This is a genomic window from Janthinobacterium sp. YR213, from assembly GCF_900099875.1.
In the GTDB taxonomy this organism is placed as follows: Bacteria; Pseudomonadota; Gammaproteobacteria; order Burkholderiales; family Burkholderiaceae_D; genus Janthinobacterium; species Janthinobacterium lividum.
The window spans coordinates 1,446,820-1,464,351 of the sequence record NZ_FNDA01000001.1; the positions used below are offsets into that span (position 1 = coordinate 1,446,820).

At 64.9% G+C, this 17,532-nt stretch carries 16 protein-coding genes and 1 riboswitch; of the genes, 6 read left to right on the forward strand and 10 right to left on the reverse strand.

What is annotated here, in order from left to right:
- Positions 1–61 precede the first annotated feature (61 nt).
- Both BLT98_RS06380 and BLT98_RS06385 read right to left on the reverse strand, forming a co-directional pair.
- Positions 62–259, reverse strand: coding sequence for a hypothetical protein (locus BLT98_RS06380; RefSeq protein WP_010399555.1), 198 nt, complete (start codon positions 257–259; stop codon positions 62–64).
- 93 nt (positions 260–352) lie between these two features.
- On the reverse strand, positions 353–3,187 hold the full coding sequence (locus BLT98_RS06385) for a M16 family metallopeptidase (RefSeq protein ID WP_092605987.1): 2,835 nt from the start codon (positions 3,185–3,187) through the stop codon (positions 353–355).
- 185 nt (positions 3,188–3,372) lie between these two features.
- Positions 3,373–3,523, forward strand: a riboswitch (FMN riboswitch).
- A 95-nt stretch (positions 3,524–3,618) separates the two neighbouring features.
- Here BLT98_RS06385 and ribB point away from each other — a divergent pair.
- Positions 3,619–4,266 (forward strand): 3,4-dihydroxy-2-butanone-4-phosphate synthase, encoded by a 648-nt coding sequence (ribB, locus tag BLT98_RS06390; RefSeq protein ID WP_034779300.1) that lies wholly within the window; start codon positions 3,619–3,621, stop codon positions 4,264–4,266.
- Position 4,267: 1 nt separating this feature from the next.
- Here ribB and BLT98_RS06395 read toward each other — a convergent pair whose 3' ends face one another.
- Positions 4,268–5,644: an MFS transporter gene (locus BLT98_RS06395; protein WP_092606992.1), complete on the reverse strand. Its 1,377-nt coding sequence runs from the start codon at positions 5,642–5,644 to the stop codon at positions 4,268–4,270.
- A gap of 134 nt (positions 5,645–5,778) precedes the next feature.
- On the opposite strand from BLT98_RS06395, the gene BLT98_RS06400 reads away from it, so the two are divergent.
- From BLT98_RS06400 to BLT98_RS06420, 5 genes are all read left to right on the forward strand, one after another.
- Positions 5,779–6,654 (forward strand): LysR family transcriptional regulator, encoded by an 876-nt coding sequence (locus BLT98_RS06400; protein WP_070282232.1) that lies wholly within the window; start codon positions 5,779–5,781, stop codon positions 6,652–6,654.
- A 64-nt stretch (positions 6,655–6,718) separates the two neighbouring features.
- The gene (locus tag BLT98_RS06405) at positions 6,719–7,534 is read left to right on the forward strand and encodes an MlaE family ABC transporter permease (protein WP_034779673.1); all 816 of its coding nucleotides are present in this window, start codon (positions 6,719–6,721) and stop codon (positions 7,532–7,534) included.
- A 55-nt stretch (positions 7,535–7,589) separates the two neighbouring features.
- Positions 7,590–8,621 carry an MlaD family protein gene (locus BLT98_RS06410; protein ID WP_034779304.1) on the forward strand — a complete coding sequence of 344 codons (1,032 nt, stop codon included), beginning with the start codon at positions 7,590–7,592 and terminating at the stop codon, positions 8,619–8,621.
- On the forward strand, positions 8,618–9,289 hold the full coding sequence (locus BLT98_RS06415; protein ID WP_092605992.1) for a hypothetical protein: 672 nt from the start codon (positions 8,618–8,620) through the stop codon (positions 9,287–9,289). Before BLT98_RS06410 ends, BLT98_RS06415 begins: the two co-directional genes overlap by 4 nt.
- A gap of 87 nt (positions 9,290–9,376) precedes the next feature.
- Positions 9,377–10,705 (forward strand): ATP-binding protein, encoded by a 1,329-nt coding sequence (locus BLT98_RS06420; RefSeq protein WP_092605994.1) that lies wholly within the window; start codon positions 9,377–9,379, stop codon positions 10,703–10,705.
- On the opposite strand, the gene BLT98_RS06425 is transcribed toward BLT98_RS06420, so the two are convergent.
- From BLT98_RS06425 to BLT98_RS06455, 7 genes are all read right to left on the reverse strand, one after another.
- Positions 10,702–12,027 carry a response regulator c-di-GMP phosphodiesterase, NosR family gene (locus BLT98_RS06425; RefSeq protein WP_092606995.1) on the reverse strand — a complete coding sequence of 442 codons (1,326 nt, stop codon included), beginning with the start codon at positions 12,025–12,027 and terminating at the stop codon, positions 10,702–10,704. The genes BLT98_RS06420 and BLT98_RS06425 overlap by 4 nt on opposite strands.
- Positions 12,028–12,041: 14 nt before the next feature.
- The gene (locus BLT98_RS06430) at positions 12,042–13,505 is read right to left on the reverse strand and encodes an ATP-binding protein (protein WP_092606998.1); all 1,464 of its coding nucleotides are present in this window, start codon (positions 13,503–13,505) and stop codon (positions 12,042–12,044) included.
- 14 nt (positions 13,506–13,519) lie between these two features.
- The gene (locus BLT98_RS06435; protein ID WP_034779311.1) at positions 13,520–14,359 is read right to left on the reverse strand and encodes an HDOD domain-containing protein; all 840 of its coding nucleotides are present in this window, start codon (positions 14,357–14,359) and stop codon (positions 13,520–13,522) included.
- Positions 14,356–14,712: a hypothetical protein gene (locus BLT98_RS06440; protein WP_139179129.1), complete on the reverse strand. Its 357-nt coding sequence runs from the start codon at positions 14,710–14,712 to the stop codon at positions 14,356–14,358. The genes BLT98_RS06435 and BLT98_RS06440 overlap by 4 nt, the downstream gene beginning before the upstream one ends.
- Positions 14,709–15,557, reverse strand: coding sequence for a response regulator (locus tag BLT98_RS06445; protein WP_092605998.1), 849 nt, complete (start codon positions 15,555–15,557; stop codon positions 14,709–14,711). Before BLT98_RS06445 ends, BLT98_RS06440 begins: the two co-directional genes overlap by 4 nt.
- A 148-nt stretch (positions 15,558–15,705) precedes the next feature.
- On the reverse strand, positions 15,706–16,170 hold the full coding sequence (locus BLT98_RS06450) for a hypothetical protein (RefSeq protein WP_092606000.1): 465 nt from the start codon (positions 16,168–16,170) through the stop codon (positions 15,706–15,708).
- Between the two features lie 82 nt (positions 16,171–16,252).
- Entirely contained in the window at positions 16,253–17,515 is a 1,263-nt protein-coding gene (locus BLT98_RS06455) for a DEAD/DEAH box helicase (protein ID WP_092606002.1), read from the reverse strand.
- Positions 17,516–17,532 lie beyond the last annotated feature (17 nt).

The following is a 17,532-nucleotide window of genomic DNA, read 5'->3' on the forward strand; positions in this document are numbered from 1 at the left end:
TACCAGGCTGATGCCCGGCAGGCACCGCCCGCATATGTCTTGCTGAAGTCTGACTGAAAGGTCAGGCCAAGGCTTCCTTGGCTGCCTCTTCCGGCGTCAAGCCGTCGTAGAACTGGTCGGTAAACCACTCGACCTGCTCTTCGATGTGGTCCTGCGCCTGCGCCACGGTGGCGCCGCCCGCCACGAGGAAGCCTTCGACCTCGATACACCAGTTGATCAACTCCAGGGTTTCCGGATCGAGTTCTTCTTTCTTAGCCATCGTATTTCCTTGCTTGTTAAATTGCGATCACATCAATAAGCAGCAGTTTAACAGCTTCGCCACACTGCCGCCCCTGCAGTTCAACAATGAAGCTTACTTGGCTGCAACGTTTTTACGTTCCGGATACAGCACTACCTGCACATAATTGTGCATGTCCAGGTAGCGTTGCGCCGCCAGTTTCACGGCTTGCGGCGTGATGGCGCGCACGCGCTGCTCGTAGCGCAGGATGTGCGCGGGGTCGCGCCCCTGCGTTACCGAACCCATCAATTGGTTCATCCAGTAGTTGTTTTCCCGCAAGGATTTCTGCTGGCGCGTGATCCAGTTCAGCTTGACCTTTTCCAGGTCCGCCGCGGATGGCCCGTCCGTCTTCATCTTGTTGATTTCGGCAAACGCCGCGGCGATCACCTTGTCCACGTTTTCCGGTCCGGTGGGCAAGTTCAAGGCCACCGAGTAGTGGCCGTACGGATGCTGGCCCATCGAGGTTTCAAAGCCGCCGCCATAGATCATGCTCATCTTTTCGCGCAGCACTTCGATGACTTTCAGGTTCAGCACCTCGCCCAGCGCCTGCAGGGTCAGCTTTTGCTCATCCGAATACGCCACGTCGCCATTGAAGGTGATGGAAATCGTGCTTTTGGGCTCGCTGCCCATGTAGATATCCTTCTTGACGATCCCGGTCACCGGGCGCATGCCCACGTCGCGGTAGGCGTGCGGCACGTCGGCCACGGGCAAGGTGCCCAGGTAGCTGGCGATCAGGGGCTTGATCTTGTCGAGCTCGAAGCTGCCCGTGAAGATGAAGGTCATGCCGCGCGCGCTGGAAAAACGCTGGCGGAAGATTTCCAGCGAACGGTCCAGGCCCACCTTGTCGAAGTCGGCCACGCGCGGCACGCCATCGACGCGCGGGTTGTCGCCAAACATGGCGTGCTGGATGGCATCGTAAAACACGGCCTCCGGCTGCGCCATGCTGTTTTTCGCCAGGTCCTGCTGCTTGCCGATGAAGGACTGGTACAGGCCCGCATCCTTGCGCACGTCGTTGAAATACAGGTACACCAGTTGCAGCATGGCTTCCACGTCGGCACTGCTGGCCGAGCCGCCAAAGCCTTCGCTCAGTTCGCCCAGCGAAGCGCCCACGTTGACCGTCTTGCCAGCCAGCACTTTCTGCAAGTCCAGCGGCGCCAGGTCTTTCAGGCCCATGCTGCCGACCACGGCGCTCGCGTAGCGGGCGTTGTAGATGTCGGCATCGCCAAACAGCGACTGGCCGCCGAAACGCGTCGAGCCCATCAGCACCTGGTCATTCTTGAAGTCCGTGGGTTTGAGCAGCACGCGCACGCCATTGCCCAGGGTCAGTTCCGTCACGCCGATGGCGCTATTCAACTTTTCCGAGGCGATGCTGCCGCCGGCCGGCGGGCCGTCCATCAGCTTGCTGGCCAGGACTTTTTCCGTGCGCGGCTCGATGGTTTGCTGCTCGGCCTTCGCCACCGCGTCGAGCAATTGCTGCTGCGTCGGCACGCTGGCGCCCGCTTTCGGCTCGGCGCCCATGAAGACCACCAGTTTCTTTTGCTGGTCGGGAATCACCTTGGCCACCGTCTCGTTGATTTCCTGCAGAGTTACTTGCGGCAAGAGTTCCTGCGCGTACAGCAATTCATTGGCGATGCCGGGGATGGCTTCCTGCTCCAGGAAGTTACGCGAATACTCGGCCACGAAACCGGCCGAGTCGGACTTGTCACGCTCGCTGTACGCGCGCTCGTAATTGCGCAGCATGTTCTTGCGCGCACGGTCCAGCTCATCCTGGCTGAAACCGAAGCGGCGCGCCCGCTCATCTTCCTGCACCAGCGCATCGACGGCCGGTTGCACGCCGCCCTTGCCCAACAAGGCATACGCGCTGAACGATTCATAGCCGCGCACCAGCTTGCCCATGCTGCTGCCGCCCTGGATGAACGGGGGATTGGCTTGCTGCGTCAATTCCTGCATGCGCGCGCTGAGCATTTGCCCATACAGGTTTTCGATCATCTGGCGGCGGTAGTCGGCAATGGTGACGGGCTCCTGCGCGGCGCGGATCGGGTAGCGGATGAAGACGGTGTCGTCCGGCGCTTCCTTGTCCGTGATCACCAGCGCTTCCGTTTGCGAGCGCTGCGGCACTTCCGCATACAGGCGCGGACGCGGTTTCACGGGATTTTTCAGTTTGCCGAAATGCTGCTGGATCAGCTTTTCAGCCTGTTTCGGTTCCACATCACCGACCACCATCACGGCCATCAGGTCGGGACGGTACCAATCCTTGTAGAAACGCTTGATGGCTTCCGGCTTGAACGTTTTCAAGACGGATTCCTTGCCGATCGGCATGCGCTCCGCATAGCGCGAACCGTTCAGCAGCTTCGGATACAGGATCTTGTTCATGCGGTCGCTGGCGCCCTTGCCCAGGCGCGCCTCTTCCAGCACGATGCCGCGCTCGCTGTTGATGTCGGCTGGATTGAATTTCAAGCCATGCGCCCAGTCTTCCAGCACGAGAAAACCCTTTTCCAGGTTTTCCTTCTTGTTCGTCGGAATCGGCAGCACGTACACGGTTTCATCAAAGCTCGTGTAGGCATTCAGGTCGGCGCCGAACTTCACGCCGATCGATTGCAGATAGGAAATAAGCTCATTGCGCTTGAAATGCGTGGAGCCATTGAAGGCCATGTGTTCCGTGAAATGGGCCAGGCCTTGCTGGTCGTCATCTTCCAGGATGGAACCGGCTTTCACCACCAGGCGCAATTCCACTTTTTGCGCGGGACGGGCATTTTTCTTGATGTAATAGGTCAAGCCGTTCGGCAGTTTTCCGACGGTAACTTCTGGTGCCTGCGGCAAGGGATCGCTCAAACGGATTTCCGCCTGGGCCATGCAGGCGCACGCCAGCAAGACGGCGCCCGAGATCAGGCGTAATTTACTCAGCTTCATGTATTCTCAACGGTAAGATTCAGTAAGCGTACCTTACACTGAAATCGTCTTTCCGCCATTAAAAACAGCTTAGGAAGAACTGCTTTCCCCAGGCAACTTTGCCGAATGACAAACTCAACAGTGCCCTGCCAGCTTCTTTCAATTGTGCTAAAGTATTGCCGCCGGTCATGTGGACCGGCACAACAATACGTCTTCGGGGCGGGGTGCGATTCCCCACCGGCGGTAAGACCGGCAACGGTCAAGCCCGCGAGCGCTTGTCAGGCTTCGCCTGATAAGGTCAGCAGATCTGGTGTGACTCCAGAGCCGACGGTATAGTCCGGATGAAAGAAGATGTGCAGTAAACGCGATGTCCGATCGACCTGTCGATACGGCCGGCTGCGTCTATTCGCTTGCCCTGCAGCGTTTTTCGCCTATGCGAGGAGCGTTTCACCATGTTAGTCAACAGCTACACCCTGCTTTCCAACGACCTGGAAGGTCGCATCCAATCCGCCCTGGCCGCCATGCGCGCCGGCATTCCCGTCATCCTGCTCGACGATTTCGATCGTGAAAACGAAGCCGATTTGATCCTGTCGGCCGAGAAATTGACGAACGAAACCATGGCCCTGCTGATCCGCGAATGCAGCGGCATCGTCTGCCTGTGCCTGCCGACGGACGTCGTCAGCGCGCTGGAATTGCCGCCCATGTCGTCCGACAATGGCAGCCGCTACGGCACGCCGTTCACGGTCTCCATCGAGGCGCGCGACGGCGTCACGACGGGCGTGTCGGCCGCCGACCGCGTGACCACCATCCGCGCCGCCATCGCCAAGGATGCCAAGCCATCCGACCTGGTGCGCCCTGGCCACGTGTTTCCCCTGCGCGCCGCGCCCGGTGGCGTGCTCGAGCGCCGTGGCCACACGGAAGGCTCCGTCGACCTGTCGCGCATGGCGGGCCTGAACCCGGCCGCCGTGCTGTGCGAGCTGATGAACCCGGACGGCACCATGATGCGCGGCGACGATATCGAACGCTTCGCCGAATTGCACGGCATGCCGATCCTCACCATCGAGGAACTGGTGGAGTGGCGCAGCACGCGCGAACAGTAAGCTAGCTTAAGGCGGCCACGGCCTTGGGCAAATGTACATGCTTGTACACGAGGCACGCCGCCAGGCCATACGCGGCGGCAATCGTCGCGTAGGCCAGCGGCAAGCGCAGCGACCAGTCCGGCACCATGTGCAGGATGCTGCCGATCAGGGCCACGCCCACCAGGGCGCCAATTTGCCGGTTCGCATTCAGGGCTGCCGCCGCGCTGTTCGCATGCTGCTTGCCGGCCACCCGCATCACGGTGGCCGTCATGGCGGGAATGGCGATGCCGATGGCCACGTTCATGACGGCCGTGCCCAGCGCCAGCAACACGTACGGCGTACCCGGATGCAAGGCCATCAGCAGCAAGGCCATGCCAGCGCCCACCAGCAAGCCTAGCAGCATGGGCAAGCGCGTGCCATAACGCGCCGCAATACTTCCCGCCATAAAGTTTCCCACCGTATAGGCCGCCATCATGGGCAGCAGGTGCAAGCCCGACTGCAAGGCATCGGCGCCGCCCGACTGCTGCAGGAACAGGCTCAATAAGAACAGCTGGCCGAACACGCAGAAATTGATCAGGAAACCCACGCCATTGGCCGCGCCAAAGCTGCTGCTGTGGAACAGTGCGCGCGGCAACAGCGGATGGCTGCCGCTGCGCTCGCGCCGCAGCAATTGCCCGGCGGACAGCACCGTCAAGGCCCCCGCCGCCAGCACGCCCGGCGACAGCCAGCCCAGCACGGGACCTTCGATCAGCACGAAACTGAGGCCCGCCAGCGCCGCCACGCCCAAGACATGGCTGAGCAGCGACAGATCGCGCGGCTGGCGCGCCGGCGCGGCCAGCAGCACTTGCGCCATGACGATGGCCAGCACGCCGAGCGGCACATTCACCCAGAACACGCTGCGCCAGCCGAACTGGTGCACAAGGATGCCGCCGATCAAGGGGCCGGACGCGCCGGCCACGCCCACCAGCGCCGACCAGGCACCCAGCATGCGCGTGCGCTCGCGCTCGTCTTCAAAGCTGTGCGTGAGCAAGCTCAGGGAACTGGGCATGAACAGGGCCGCGCCGGCCCCTTGCAGCAAGCGCGCGGCGGTGAGGAAATGCCCGTCGGGCGCGGCGCCGCACAGGATCGAGCCGAGGAGGAAGACGCCCAGGCCGCCCTGGTACACGGCTTTCGGGCCGTAGCGGTCGGCCAGCGCGCCGCCCGCCAGCAGCAGCGCGGCAAACGTCAGGGTGTAGCCGTCGACCACCCAGACCAGGCCCGTCAGCGGTATGGCCAGGTCCAGCGCGATATCGGACAGGGCCACGTTGACGGCCGTGACGTCGATCATCGCCATGACGAAGCCGAACGCCAGGGTCAGCAGGATGAAGCCGCTGGCGCGGCGCGGTGTGGGGGCGGACATGGTATTTCCTTGCAGGGACAGCGGGGCAGCCATTATGCGAGCGTTGCATGATGCAGTAAACAGGCATAAAATCAGCACTATGATGCAAAAATGCATCAAGATAACGACAGGGAAACAAGTCATGGACTGGGCTTATGGACTGGGATAACGCGCGCATCTTTCTGGCCATCGGCCGGGCCGGCACCCTGCGCGGCGCGGCGGCCCTGCTGCACATCGACCAGGCCACTTGCGGGCGCCGCCTGGCCGCGCTGGAAAGTTCGCTGGGCGCCACCCTGTTCCTGCGCACGCCGTCGGGCTACGTGCCCACGCCGGCCGGCGAACTGGCGCTCACGGCGGCCGAAGCCATGGAACGGGCGGCCGACAAGCTGCAGCGCGAGATGCAGGGCGTCGACAATCGTTTAAGCGGCCTGGTGCGCGTGGCCACCACCGACACCATGGCCAGCCATTTCGTCATCCGCGCCATGCAGCAGCTGCATGCGGCCCACCCGGACATCCGCATCGTGCTCAACGTGGCGCCCGCGCTGGCCAGCCTGACGCGGCGCGAAGCGGACCTGGCCGTGCGCGGCGTGCGTCCCACCGACCCGGACCTGATCTCGCGCCACCTCGTCAAGCGCAGCCTGGGCCTGTACGCGTCGAAAAGCTACCTGGCCGAACGGGGCGAACCCGTGCGCGGCACGGCGCTGGCCGGCCACGATATCGTCATCTACCACCATTCCGTGACGCCCCGCCATGCGGAAAAAATCGCCGGCGAACCCGTCGCCAACGCCCGGGTCGCCATGGAAGTGAACTCGGCGGCGATGCTGCAGGACGCCACGCGCGCGGGCCTGGGCGTGGCCGAGCTGGCCACGCACCTGGGCGACATCGACCCGCAGCTCGTGCGCATCTGGCCCGAGCGGGCGGAAAGCTACGACGTGTGGCTGGTCATGCATGCCGACCTGAACCGCTCTGCCCGCGTACGGGCGGCGGCCGACGCGATTATCCACAGCGTCGCCAGCGTGGCCGGCCAATAGCGGGCCTGCCGTGCACTGCTGGACAATCGCTTGTATCGAACGCATCCAATGTTAAGATGCCATGATGACCCTATCCGTCTCCCTCATCATCAGCCTGCGCCGCCTGCACCGGGCCACCATGGCCTGGCTGGTCAGCTGGTGGCGCATGCTGCATTTCGCCATCCTCGTGTTTTCGCTGGCCCTGTCGCCATCGAGCTATAACCGCGACAACCGCCCCATCCTCGCGCACCGCCTGGTGACAAATACGGCGCCGAACCTCGTGTGGTTCAGCGTCGCCTGCGCGCTGGTCAGCCTGGTGCTGATACGCATCGTCGTCGTCAGCGCGCAAAGCTACGGCCTGTCGCGCTATGCGCTGGAAATGGTGGTGCGCGTGCTGGTGCTGGAACTGATACCGCTGACGGCCGCCCTGTTCGTGGCGCTGCGCCTGACCTTGCCCGACGGCATTGCGTTCGCGCAAATGCGCTCGTCCGGCATGCTCGAGAAAATGCAGCGCCAGGGCGTCGACCTGCTGCGCCGCGAATACTTTCCACGCGTTATGTCGGGCATCTTTGCCGTGTGGATGCTGGCCATCGTCAGCTGCGTCACCTCGCTCATCCTCGCCTATGTCACCATCTACGGTTTTACGCCGTGGGCGCTGCAAGGCTACACGCGCGTCGTGGGGCAGATATTCAATCCGGCCGTGGCCCTGATCCTGATGCTCAAAGTCATCTTCTTCAGCTTTGCCGTGGCCCTGATCCCGCTGGCCTCCTCCTATTATCCGGAGGAGCCGCACGGCCGGCGCAACCGCCTGTGGGCCGCGCACGGCCTGTCCGAAATGCTGCGCCTGTTTTCCGTCATCCTGCTGGTCGAAGTGGCTTCGCTGATGGGCAATTACTACTGATGCCCCGCCCGCCACCGCCAGCGATCCCGAACCACCCATACGAGAGCCAGAAGCCATGAGCCAGAGCCAACCCCCGAATCCCGACCAGGTCGACGTCACGGCGCCCGCCGGTCTCACGCAAGATTCCGTGCTGCCCGCCCCGCCGCCCGTGCGCCACGCCGAACTGAAGGCGGCCATCCTGCTCGTCTTCATGTTCGTGCTGGTGGTCGGCTCCGTCGTCTACCTGATGTATGCGCGCGGCGCCTTCGAAGCCACGCAGACGCTGGTGCTGACGGCCGACGATTCCGACGGCGTCGGCGTGGGCGCCGACCTGACCTTTTCCGGCTTTCCCATCGGCCGCGTGCAACGCATCGAGCTGGCGCCGGACGGCCGCGCGCGCGTCATCATCGACGTGCCGAGAAAAGACGCGCACTGGCTGCGTACCAGCTCCATCTTCACCCTGGAACGTGGCATCGTGGGCGGCGCCAAGCTGCGCGCCTACAGCGGCATCCTGACGGACCCGCCGCTGCCCGACGACGCCACGCGCGACTTGCTGGTGGGCGACATGGCGGCGGAAATCCCCCGCCTGCTGGCCGCCGCCAAGGACTTGCTGAACAACGTGGCCAGCCTGACGGGCACCGATTCCGCGCTCGACGGCACCTTGCGCAATGTGCAGGCCGTCACCGGCAAGCTGAGCGGCCCGGGCGGCGCCATGGGCTTGCTGACGGGCGACGACAAGCAGTCGCGCCTGCTGGTCGAGCGGGCCAACGCCCTGCTGATCACGGCGGACCAGCTGGCCCGCCGCACGGATGGCCTGGTGGCGAATGCCGATACGCGCGTCTTCGGCGACAAGGGCGTGATGACGGATGCGCAGGCGACCATCGTGCAGCTGAACGCCCTGCTGGCCGACACCCGCAACAGCCTGAAAAAAGTCGACGCCGTGCTGGTCGAGGCGCAGGCCGTGGGCGCCAATGCCAAGGCGGCGACAGCCGACCTGGGTCCGCTGCGCGCCGACGTGGAAAGCAATCTGCGCAAGGTCGAGCAGCTGGTCAATGAAATCAACCGCAAATGGCCGTTCAAGCGCAATCCGGAGATCAAACTGCCATGAAAATATCCCGCCCCGCCATCGCCGCCCTGCTGTGCACCTTGCTTGCCGCCTGCTCCAGCGGCCCGCCGGTGCCGGACTGGAAAATGAATGCACAAAGTTCCGTCGAGCGCTTCCAGGCGGCTTACCTGGGCGGCAACGCGCTGGTCGAGCAGACGGAATTCCGGCGTGCCCGCAGCCAGGTGGCCGGCACGGGCAAGCTTGAACTCGTGGCGCGCATCGAACTGCTGCGCTGCGCCACGCGCGTGGCCAGCCTGGCGTTCGAGGACTGCAGCGGCTTTGACGCCCTGCAAGCCGATGCGACAGCCGCCGACCGCGCGTATGCGGCCTGGCTGGCCGGCAAGGCGCAGGCGGCCGACGTCGCCCTGCTGCCGGAAGCGCAGCGGGCGGCCGCCGGCGCCAGCTCCGACACGGCCGCCGCCAGCGCCGTGGCGGCCATCAAGGACCCGCTGTCGCAACTGGTGGCGGCCGGCGTGCTGCTGCGCTCGGGCCGCGCCACGCCGGAGCTGCTCGACACGGCAGTGGCCACCGCCTCGGACCAGGGCTGGCGCCGGCCGCTGCTGGCCTGGCTGGGCGTGCAGCGCCTGCGCGCCGAACAGGCGGGCGACACGCAGGCGGCGCAGCGCATCGCGCGGCGCATGGCGATCGTCGAGCAGCCGCTGGCCCCCTGATCGCGCCGATGCCGGCCCAAGGCAGGCGGAATCAGGCATAATCGAAGCAGGATGACAGCTATGCCGTGCAGGCAGCGAGGTGTGACGATGCAGTTCGAGGATTTCGACCTTTCCACTCACGATACCGGCCGGCATGCCGGGGCGGCGCCTGGCGATGATGCACCGGCCGCCACGGCCGTGCGCCTGCAATACCTGCTCGACAATACTCCCTCCATCATCTATTGCACCGTGCCCAGCGGCGACTTCAAGATGACGTTCGTCAGCAACAATGCCCTGAATGTGCTGGGCTACCAGCCCGAGGAGATGGTGGCCGACCCCAATTTCTGGTTCGACCATATCCACCCCGACGATGCGCCCGGGATTTTTTCCAGCCTGGCGCAGATCTTCGTCGAAGGCGCGCGCGCCTACGAATACCGCTTCCGCGTGCGCGACGGCAGCTATCTGTGGATGCACGACAGCCTGCGCCTCGTGCGCGACGAGCATGGCGTGCCGTTCGAGGTGATCGGCTCGCTGACGGACATCACGGAACGCAAGGGCATGGAAGCGATGCTGCAGGCGCGCGGCGAAGAGCAGCAACTACTGATCAGCAAGCTGCAGGAAGCGCACGACCAGTTGCTGCAATCGGAAAAGATGGCGTCCATCGGCCAGCTGGCGGCCGGCATCGCGCATGAAATCAATAACCCGATCGGCTTCGTCAATTCGAACATGAGCTCGCTGCAAGCCTATGTCGGCACCCTGTTCGACGTCATCACCCAGTATGAGGCGGCGATGCGCGAGCCGCTCGACGGCCCGGCCCTGGCCGCGCACGTGGTCCAGGTGCGCGCGCAGGCCGACCTGGCCTTCCTGCAGGACGACATCGGCGACCTGGTGCGCGAATCGATGGATGGCCTCAAACGCGTGCGCGACATCGTGCAGGCGCTGAAGGATTTTTCCCACGTGGGCGAGACGGACTGGCAAGTGGCCAGCCTGCATGCGGGCCTGGACAGCACCCTGAATATCGTCGCCAATGAATTGAAATACAAGGCGCGCATCGAGAAGCAATATGGCGAACTGCCGCCGATACTGTGCCTCGCCTCGCAGCTGAACCAGGTCTTCATGAACCTGCTCGTCAACGCGGGCCAGGCCATCAGCAGCGACGGCGTGATCAGCATCCGCACCGGCCATGCGGACGACTGGGTCTGGGTGGAGATCGGCGACACGGGCGCCGGCATCGCGCCCGAGCACCTGAACCGCATCTTCGAACCGTTCTTCACCACCAAGGCCGTCGGCAGCGGCACGGGCCTGGGCCTGTCGCTGTCATACGGCATCGTCAACAAGCACGGCGGACGCATCGACGTGGCGTCGGAAGTGGGCCGCGGCACGCGCTTTACCGTGCACCTGCCCGTATCGCCGCCGGCGGCCCAGGCAGTGTCCTAGCCTTCCTTGACGGGCGCATACACGCGGATGCTGAGGCGGCCGCCATTCTTGCTTTCGAAGTCGAGCAGCTGGGCGATCACGCGGGCCGTCAGCACGTGCTCGGCCGCCAGCAGCATCAGGCCATCGCGGCTGATCAGGTCGCGCGACAGCACCATGCCCGGTTCCAGCTGGCCCGACAGCACGGTCAGGTCGCGCGCCGGCGGTTCCGTCTCCTCCATGATGCTGCGGAAAGCGGCCACCACGGCCGGGTCGTAGCGCTTGCCGACGCTGTCGTAGATCAGGGTGCGGGCCTCCTCGGCGCGCAGGCTGCGCTGCACCATGGCGCCGATCTGCAAGCCGTCGTAGTCCGACGCCAGCGCGAGGATGCGCGCGCCCATCGGAATGGCCAGGCCCACCAGGCCATCGGGAAAGCCGCCGCCGTCGAAGCGCTCGAGCTGCGAGCGCAGGATCACGGAGACGGCGCGCAGCTCGTCGAGCGCCATCAATAATTGTTCGGCGCGCAGCGGATGCTTGCGGAACGCGGCCAGCTGCTCGCCCGTCCAGGCGCTGGCCGGCAACTCCAGCACATCGTCGCTCAAGCTGAGCTTGCCGATATCCTTGAGCAGGGCCGCGATGAACACGTCGCGCGCCTCCTGCCCTTCCAGGCCCAGCGCCTGCGCCAGCTTGCGCGACAGCTCGGCCACCCGTCGCGCATGGCCTGCCAGCTTGCCGCCGCGCATCTCAATCAGGTTGGAAAACACCTTGATCGTCGTCACGAACGTGGCCTTCAGGCGCTCGTTGGCCGCCTGCACTTCGTCGTGCGACTGCTTCAGCTGCTGCGTGCGCGTGGCCACCTTCGCTTCCAGGCTGGCGTTGAGCGCCTGCAGCTCCACGTTCTGGCTGGCTGTCAGCGCTTCCAGGCGCAGCTTTTCCTGCTCCAGCGCGCGCCGTTCCAGCGCGTGGCGCACCACCAGCACGATATCGTTCTCGTCCCACGGCTTGGTCACGTAGCGGTAGATCTCGCCCTGGTTGATGGCGTCGAGGATGGACTGGATGTCGGCATAGCCGGTCAGCAGCAAGCGTATGGTGCCGGGCCAGCGCTGGCGCACCTGGGCCAGGAACTGCGCGCCATCCATGTGCGGCATGCGCATGTCGGAAATGACCAGGTCCACCGTCTCGCTCTCGAGCAGGGCCAGGCCGGCCGCGCCGCCATCGGCCGTCAGCACGCGGTAGCCGTGCGGGCGGAACAGCCGGCGCAGCGACGAGAGGATATTCGGTTCGTCATCGACGCACAGGATGGTGGGCGGCGCGGCCGCGGTGCTGGCGCTGGTACTGGTGCTCATGCTGTCCTGTTCGGTCATGGTGCGACGGCCTGCGCCTGGCGCACGGGCAAGGTGATGCGGAAGGTGGTGCCTCGGCCGATGATGCTGCGCACGTCGATGCGGCCGTGATGTTTCTGCACCGTGGTGTAGGCCAGTGACAGGCCCAGCCCCGTGCCCTTGCCGACGGCCTTGGTGGTGAAGAACGGGTCGAAGATGCGCGACAGGTGTTCGGGCGCGATGCCGCCGCCCGTGTCCTCGACCTCGATCCACACTTCCGTCGCGTTGTCGCTGCCCGTGCGCAGGGTGATGCATCCGCGCGCCTCGCCCATGGCGTGGGCCGCGTTGACGACCAAGTTCAAGATTACCTGGTTCAGTTCGGAAGGCTGGCATTCGATATCGGGAATGTCGGCGTACTCGCGCACCACGTCGGCCTTGTACTTGACCTCGTTATTCACGATATTGAGCGTGGTATCGATGCCCTGGCGCAGGTCGGCCCAGACCCACTCCTGGTGCGCATCCGTGCGCGAAAAATCCTTCAGGTCCTGCACGATGCGGCGCACGCGCGCAATGCCTTCCTTCGACTCGCCCATCAGCAGCGGAATATCGGTGCGCAGGAAGTCCAGGTCGACCTGTTCGCGCAGCGCCCGCAGGCGCGCCGCCACCACGGGGTCGGCGACGGCCGGTTCGGCTTCCTCGTAGGCGTCGAGCATGCTGAACAGGTCGTCCAGATACCCTTCCAGCGTGCCGACATTGGAAAATACATAGCCGATGGGATTGTTGATCTCGTGCGCCACGCCGGCGGCCAGCTGGCCGATCGAGGCCAGTTTTTCCGACTGCAGCAGTTTTTGCTGGGCCAGCGACAGCTTGCTGTTCAATTCCGTCAGGGCCAGGTTACGCTCGCGCAATTCGAGATCGGCGATCTGGCGCTGGCGGATATCGTCGGCCAGGCGCTCGTTCATGTCGGCCAGCTGGGCCGTGCGCTTGGCCACCAGGTGTTCCAGGTTGTCGTGCGCCTTGCGCAGCGCCAGTTCCGCAAGGCGCCGCTCGCTCACGTCGCGCAGGGTTTCGATGGCGCCCACCAGGCGTCCCTGGCGGTCGCGCAGGGGCGCCGCCGTGAAATGCAGCCAGTGGCCTTCGGGGCCGATATCGGCAAAGAAATCCTCGGCCTCAAAGGCGCCGGGGATCACGGGAGAGCGCTTCAGCTTGCCGAGGTAGAGGTCATTTTCGCCGAGCGCGATATCGTCGGCCACCAGCAGGTCGGCCAGGCAGGCGCGCGGCTGCGGATAAAACGCCTTCCAGTGGTCGCGCGTGCCGACCATCTCGGCGGCCGTAAAGCCCGTCAACTGTTCGCAGGCGCTGTTCCAGTGCGTGATCACGTGGTCCGTGTCGATGGCGAAAGTGGCCACGGGATGGCCATCGAAAAACGCCGACAGCGCGATGGAATCGCCCTGGCGGCGTTCCGGCGTGGCGGACAGTGCCTGCCCTGCGTCTGTTTCCATGGCCTGTATCCTGTTCATGCCAGCATGATCCGCGACATTTCATCGAAGGTGTGTTCCGTTTGCCGCAGCAGCGCCAGCCAGGCCTGCTCATCCAGCGCGACGCTGCGCCAGCCCGCGGGCGACAGGGGCGGCACCAGCGCATCATCGACGCCGGCCAAGTCGAGCGCCAGGGCGACGGCATTGGCCAGATGCACGGCCAGCGGCAAGCCGCCCGCCTCCAGCCGGTCGATGGCGTGGTGGTCGGCCACCGCCTGCTGTATCGCCTCGGGAAACTTCCAGTAGGCGGCCAGGGCGCTGCCCACCTGCGCGTGGTCGATGCCGATGACGGCCAGTTCCGCGTCGGCCATCTGGCAGTCATGCGCCTGGCGGTAGCTGCGCACAAGCGCGTGCTCGGCCGGGAAGCGCGTCACCAGCACCAGGGTGCCCAGGTCGTGCAGCAGGCCGGCCGTGAACGCCGTTTCGGGATTGACGCGCAGGTGCGGCGCCAGCAGGCGCGCGGCGATGGCCGTGGCCAGCGAATGGCGCCAGAACGCCTGGAAATCGAAGCCGCCGCTGACGGGCGCGAAACTGCCCGTCAGCGCGCAGGCCGTGACGACGGTGCGGATGCTGTGAAAACCCAGCACGGAAACGGCTTGCGGAATGCTGGTGACCTTCGATTGCATGCCGTAGAACGAGGAGTTGGCGATGCGCAGGGTCTTGGCCGCCAGGGCCTGGTCCAGCTCGATCTTTTGCGCCAGCACATGCACGTCCGTGTCGTCCTGGTCCATGCTCGACAGCAGTTCCAGCACCACCACCGGCAGCGAAGGCAGTTCCTGTATCTGGCGGATGATGTGTTCAAAACTGAGCCGTGTCATGCCGCGCCCCCTTGCCGGTAGCGCTGCAGCAGCGCCAGCAGTTCCGCCCCTGCGGAATCGGGCGGCGTGGCGCGGAACAGCACGGCCAGCCGTTCCAGGCGGCGCGCCCGTTCCTGCTCGGCATGCGCCTGCGCGGCGGGGTCAATCGCCTCGTCCATGACGACATGGCAGCGCTCCACATTGCGCCTGCGCAAGGCCGTCAAGTTCGCCGCCGTCAGGGTGGCGCCCTGGGCCAGCAGCACGGCGCCGCTGGCGTCGCTCAGCGCCTGCGCCAGCACCATGCCTTCCTGCGCCTGCTCCATGGAAATCTCGCGGCCGCTGTCACTCACGCTTTCACTCACGCTTCCACTCATGTGTCCACTCCATGACGACTCAGGGTGACCAGGCTGCCGCGCGAGCGCGAATGCAAGCCCATCGGATGGACCGCCACGGCATACGGCTGGCCATCGATGGCGGCCAGGCAAGGCGCCCCCTGCCCATCGAATAATTGCGGCAAGACGATCGCCGCTTCGTTGCCCAGCAGGGCCGCGCCCCGTTCGAACAGATTGGCCGCCGCCGCGTTGATGAAGGCGATCATGCCGTCCTCGTCGAGTCCGATCACGGGCAGCGGCAGAAATTGCAGCAATTCGCGCGCGATGCCCAGGCTGACTTCGTCGCGGCTGATCTGGTGCTGCTGCTGGCTCACCAGCGCCTGCATGGCGGCATTGGCTGCCGCCAGCGCCAGGTTGACCTCGCGCAACTGCGCATTGAGCCGCACATTGTCGTCATCGATGCCCTTCAGACGAAAGGCTTCGGCGATATGCTCGCGCAGCTGATGGTCTTCCCATGGTTTGGTGAGGAACTTGAAGATGGCGCCCTCGTTGACGGCATCCGTGACGGCCTGCAACTCGGTATAGCCCGACAGCATGATGCGGATGGTTTGCGGACACAGCAGCTTGGCCTTGCGCAGGAAGTCGGCGCCCAGCATGCCGGGCATGCGCTGGTCCGACACGATCACATCGACGGCATGGCTGGCCAGCACCTCCAGCCCTTCCTGGCCGCTGCCCGCCGTCAGGATATGGTAGCCATCGCGCCGCAGCAGGCGCTTGAGGGAAGCGAGGATATTCGGCTCGTCATCGACCAGCAGCAAGGTGCGCGGTGGCGCCACGGCGTCCGCCGCCACAATCCCTGGCATACCCTGTTCGTCGTGCACATCCATCGGACCATCCTCTCATCGCCGCGGCGATATCGGAGCTTGCCTGGAGGGGGGAATCTGCTACGCGGGACAGTCTTGCGAGTCTTGCGCGGCAGCCAGCTTGCGTTGAAATTATACGACTAAATATTCCTGTATGGCATTTATCCGCTACCTATCCGCGCCGTGCCGGGCAAGGCGTATCGCGGTAAAACACAAAACCGCCCAGGCCGATGGCCTTGGTATCGGCTTTCACCCCATACACCAGCGTGCTCTTGTCCGCCTCGATGCGCAGCAGGTTCATGTGCTGCACGATTTGCGCGTGCGACAGTTCCAGCGATGGCGTCGGCGCCAGTTGCAAACGCAGCTCGGACGTGGCGCTGTCATACGCCCAGCGGCCCGGATTATAGAAGGCGAAGCCGCCATCGAAACGCAGGCTGCCATCCTTGAACTGGGTCAGGCAAATGCCGGGAAATTCGCTGGGCGGGTTGTACCAGGTGGCGGCCACGGCGGCATCGGCAGGTGTCTTGCCCGGCATCTGCATGCCGCTGCCATCACTTTTGCCGCCCATGCCGGCACAGCCTGCCAGCGCCAGCGCGCAAGCCAGAGCGCCCGCACGCGTGATGAATGTCATGTGCATCAACAGTCCCCTTGCTTTATAGAAACATCATCTTAAAGCGGGACGGCCAGCCGTTCAAGCGGCTAGCGCACATAAGGGCGATTTAATTGCCCTCGGCCGCCTTCGCCGCCAGGGCTGCCGCTTCGCGCAATTTATCCTTCTTGCTCTTGCGCGCCCCCTTCACGCCGCCGTTCACCGTGTCCGTCACGGTGCTCACGGGCGCGGGCAGTTCCGTCGGTTCGAAGCCAGCCACCACTTCGCGCACGATGCGCAAGTCGTTGCGGTTTTCGATCAGGCGGAAATGCGCTTCCGTATCGGCCGTCACGAAACTGATGGCCGTGCCGCTTTCGCCGGCGCGGCCCGTGCGGCCGATGCGGTGCGTGTAGTCGACGGCCGAGCGGGGCAAGTCGTAGTTGACGACGGCAGGCAGGCCGGCGATGTCGATGCCGCGCGCGGCCACGTCGGTGGCCACCAGCACCTGCAAGCGGCACGCCTTGAAGTCGGCCAGCAGCTGGCTGCGCGTGCCCTGGCTGAATTCGCCGTGGAAGGCGCCCACGTGCAGGCCCGCGCGCTGCAGCTTGTCGGCCACGTGTTCGGCCGCGTACTTGGTGGCGACAAACACCAGCACGCGCTCCCACTGCTGCTGCAGGATCAGGTAGCGCAGCAGCTGCGTGCGGCGCGGCACGTCGACCGTGATGGCCCGCTGCACGATGTCGGGCTTGTCCTGCGGTTCGGACGCCACTTCGATGCGCACGGGCTCCTTGAGCAGGCTGTCGGCTAGTGCCTGCACGCTGTCGGGGAAGGTGGCGGAGAAGAACAGGTTTTGCCGCTGCTTGGGCAGCAGCGCGAGGATGGCGTTGATTTCCTCGCTGAAGCCCATGTCGAGCAAACGGTCGGCTTCATCCAGGACGAACAGCGACACGCCGCCCAATTTGACGGCGTTCTGGCGCACCAGGTCCAGCAGGCGGCCCGGCGTGGCGACGACGATATCGGCGCCGCCGCGCAAGTCCATCATCTGCGGATTGATCGACACGCCGCCGAACAGCACGGAAATCTTCAGTTTGATCGGCAGCGGCTTGGCCAGCGCGTGTACCGTCTGCCCCACCTGCGCCGCCAGCTCGCGCGTAGGCACGAGGATCAGCGCGCGCACCTGGCGCGGACCGGAGGCCGGCGCCATCAGCGCCTGCAGCAGCGGCAGCGCGTAGGCGGCCGTCTTGCCGGAACCTGTCTGCGCCGCGCCCAGTACGTCGCTGCCGCGCAGGATGGCGGGAATGGCGGCCGCCTGGATGGCCGTCGGCGCGGCATAGCCGGCCTTGTCGACGGCGCGGACCAGGGAGGGAATCAGACCCAGTGAGGAAAATGGCATAGCGGGCCTTCTTATTA

Bases quoted from the DNA above. Each gene is read 5' to 3' on its own strand.
- BLT98_RS06380 (WP_010399555.1), bottom strand. From the start codon at position 259: ATGGCTAAGAAAGAAGAACTCGATCCGGAAACCCTGGAGTTGATCAAC.
- BLT98_RS06385 (WP_092605987.1), bottom strand. From the start codon at position 3,187: ATGAAGCTGAGTAAATTACGCCTGATCTCGGGCGCCGTCTTGCTGGCG.
- ribB (WP_034779300.1), top strand. From the start codon at position 3,619: ATGTTAGTCAACAGCTACACCCTGCTTTCCAACGACCTGGAAGGTCGC.
- BLT98_RS06395 (WP_092606992.1), bottom strand. From the start codon at position 5,644: ATGTCCGCCCCCACACCGCGCCGCGCCAGCGGCTTCATCCTGCTGACC.
- BLT98_RS06400 (WP_070282232.1), top strand. From the start codon at position 5,779: ATGGACTGGGATAACGCGCGCATCTTTCTGGCCATCGGCCGGGCCGGC.
- BLT98_RS06405 (WP_034779673.1), top strand. From the start codon at position 6,719: ATGACCCTATCCGTCTCCCTCATCATCAGCCTGCGCCGCCTGCACCGG.
- BLT98_RS06410 (WP_034779304.1), top strand. From the start codon at position 7,590: ATGAGCCAGAGCCAACCCCCGAATCCCGACCAGGTCGACGTCACGGCG.
- BLT98_RS06415 (WP_092605992.1), top strand. From the start codon at position 8,618: ATGAAAATATCCCGCCCCGCCATCGCCGCCCTGCTGTGCACCTTGCTT.
- BLT98_RS06420 (WP_092605994.1), top strand. From the start codon at position 9,377: ATGCAGTTCGAGGATTTCGACCTTTCCACTCACGATACCGGCCGGCAT.
- BLT98_RS06425 (WP_092606995.1), bottom strand. From the start codon at position 12,027: ATGAGCACCAGTACCAGCGCCAGCACCGCGGCCGCGCCGCCCACCATC.
- BLT98_RS06430 (WP_092606998.1), bottom strand. From the start codon at position 13,505: ATGGAAACAGACGCAGGGCAGGCACTGTCCGCCACGCCGGAACGCCGC.
- BLT98_RS06435 (WP_034779311.1), bottom strand. From the start codon at position 14,359: ATGACACGGCTCAGTTTTGAACACATCATCCGCCAGATACAGGAACTG.
- BLT98_RS06440 (WP_139179129.1), bottom strand. From the start codon at position 14,712: ATGAGTGGAAGCGTGAGTGAAAGCGTGAGTGACAGCGGCCGCGAGATT.
- BLT98_RS06445 (WP_092605998.1), bottom strand. From the start codon at position 15,557: ATGGATGTGCACGACGAACAGGGTATGCCAGGGATTGTGGCGGCGGAC.
- BLT98_RS06450 (WP_092606000.1), bottom strand. From the start codon at position 16,170: ATGCACATGACATTCATCACGCGTGCGGGCGCTCTGGCTTGCGCGCTG.
- BLT98_RS06455 (WP_092606002.1), bottom strand. From the start codon at position 17,515: ATGCCATTTTCCTCACTGGGTCTGATTCCCTCCCTGGTCCGCGCCGTC.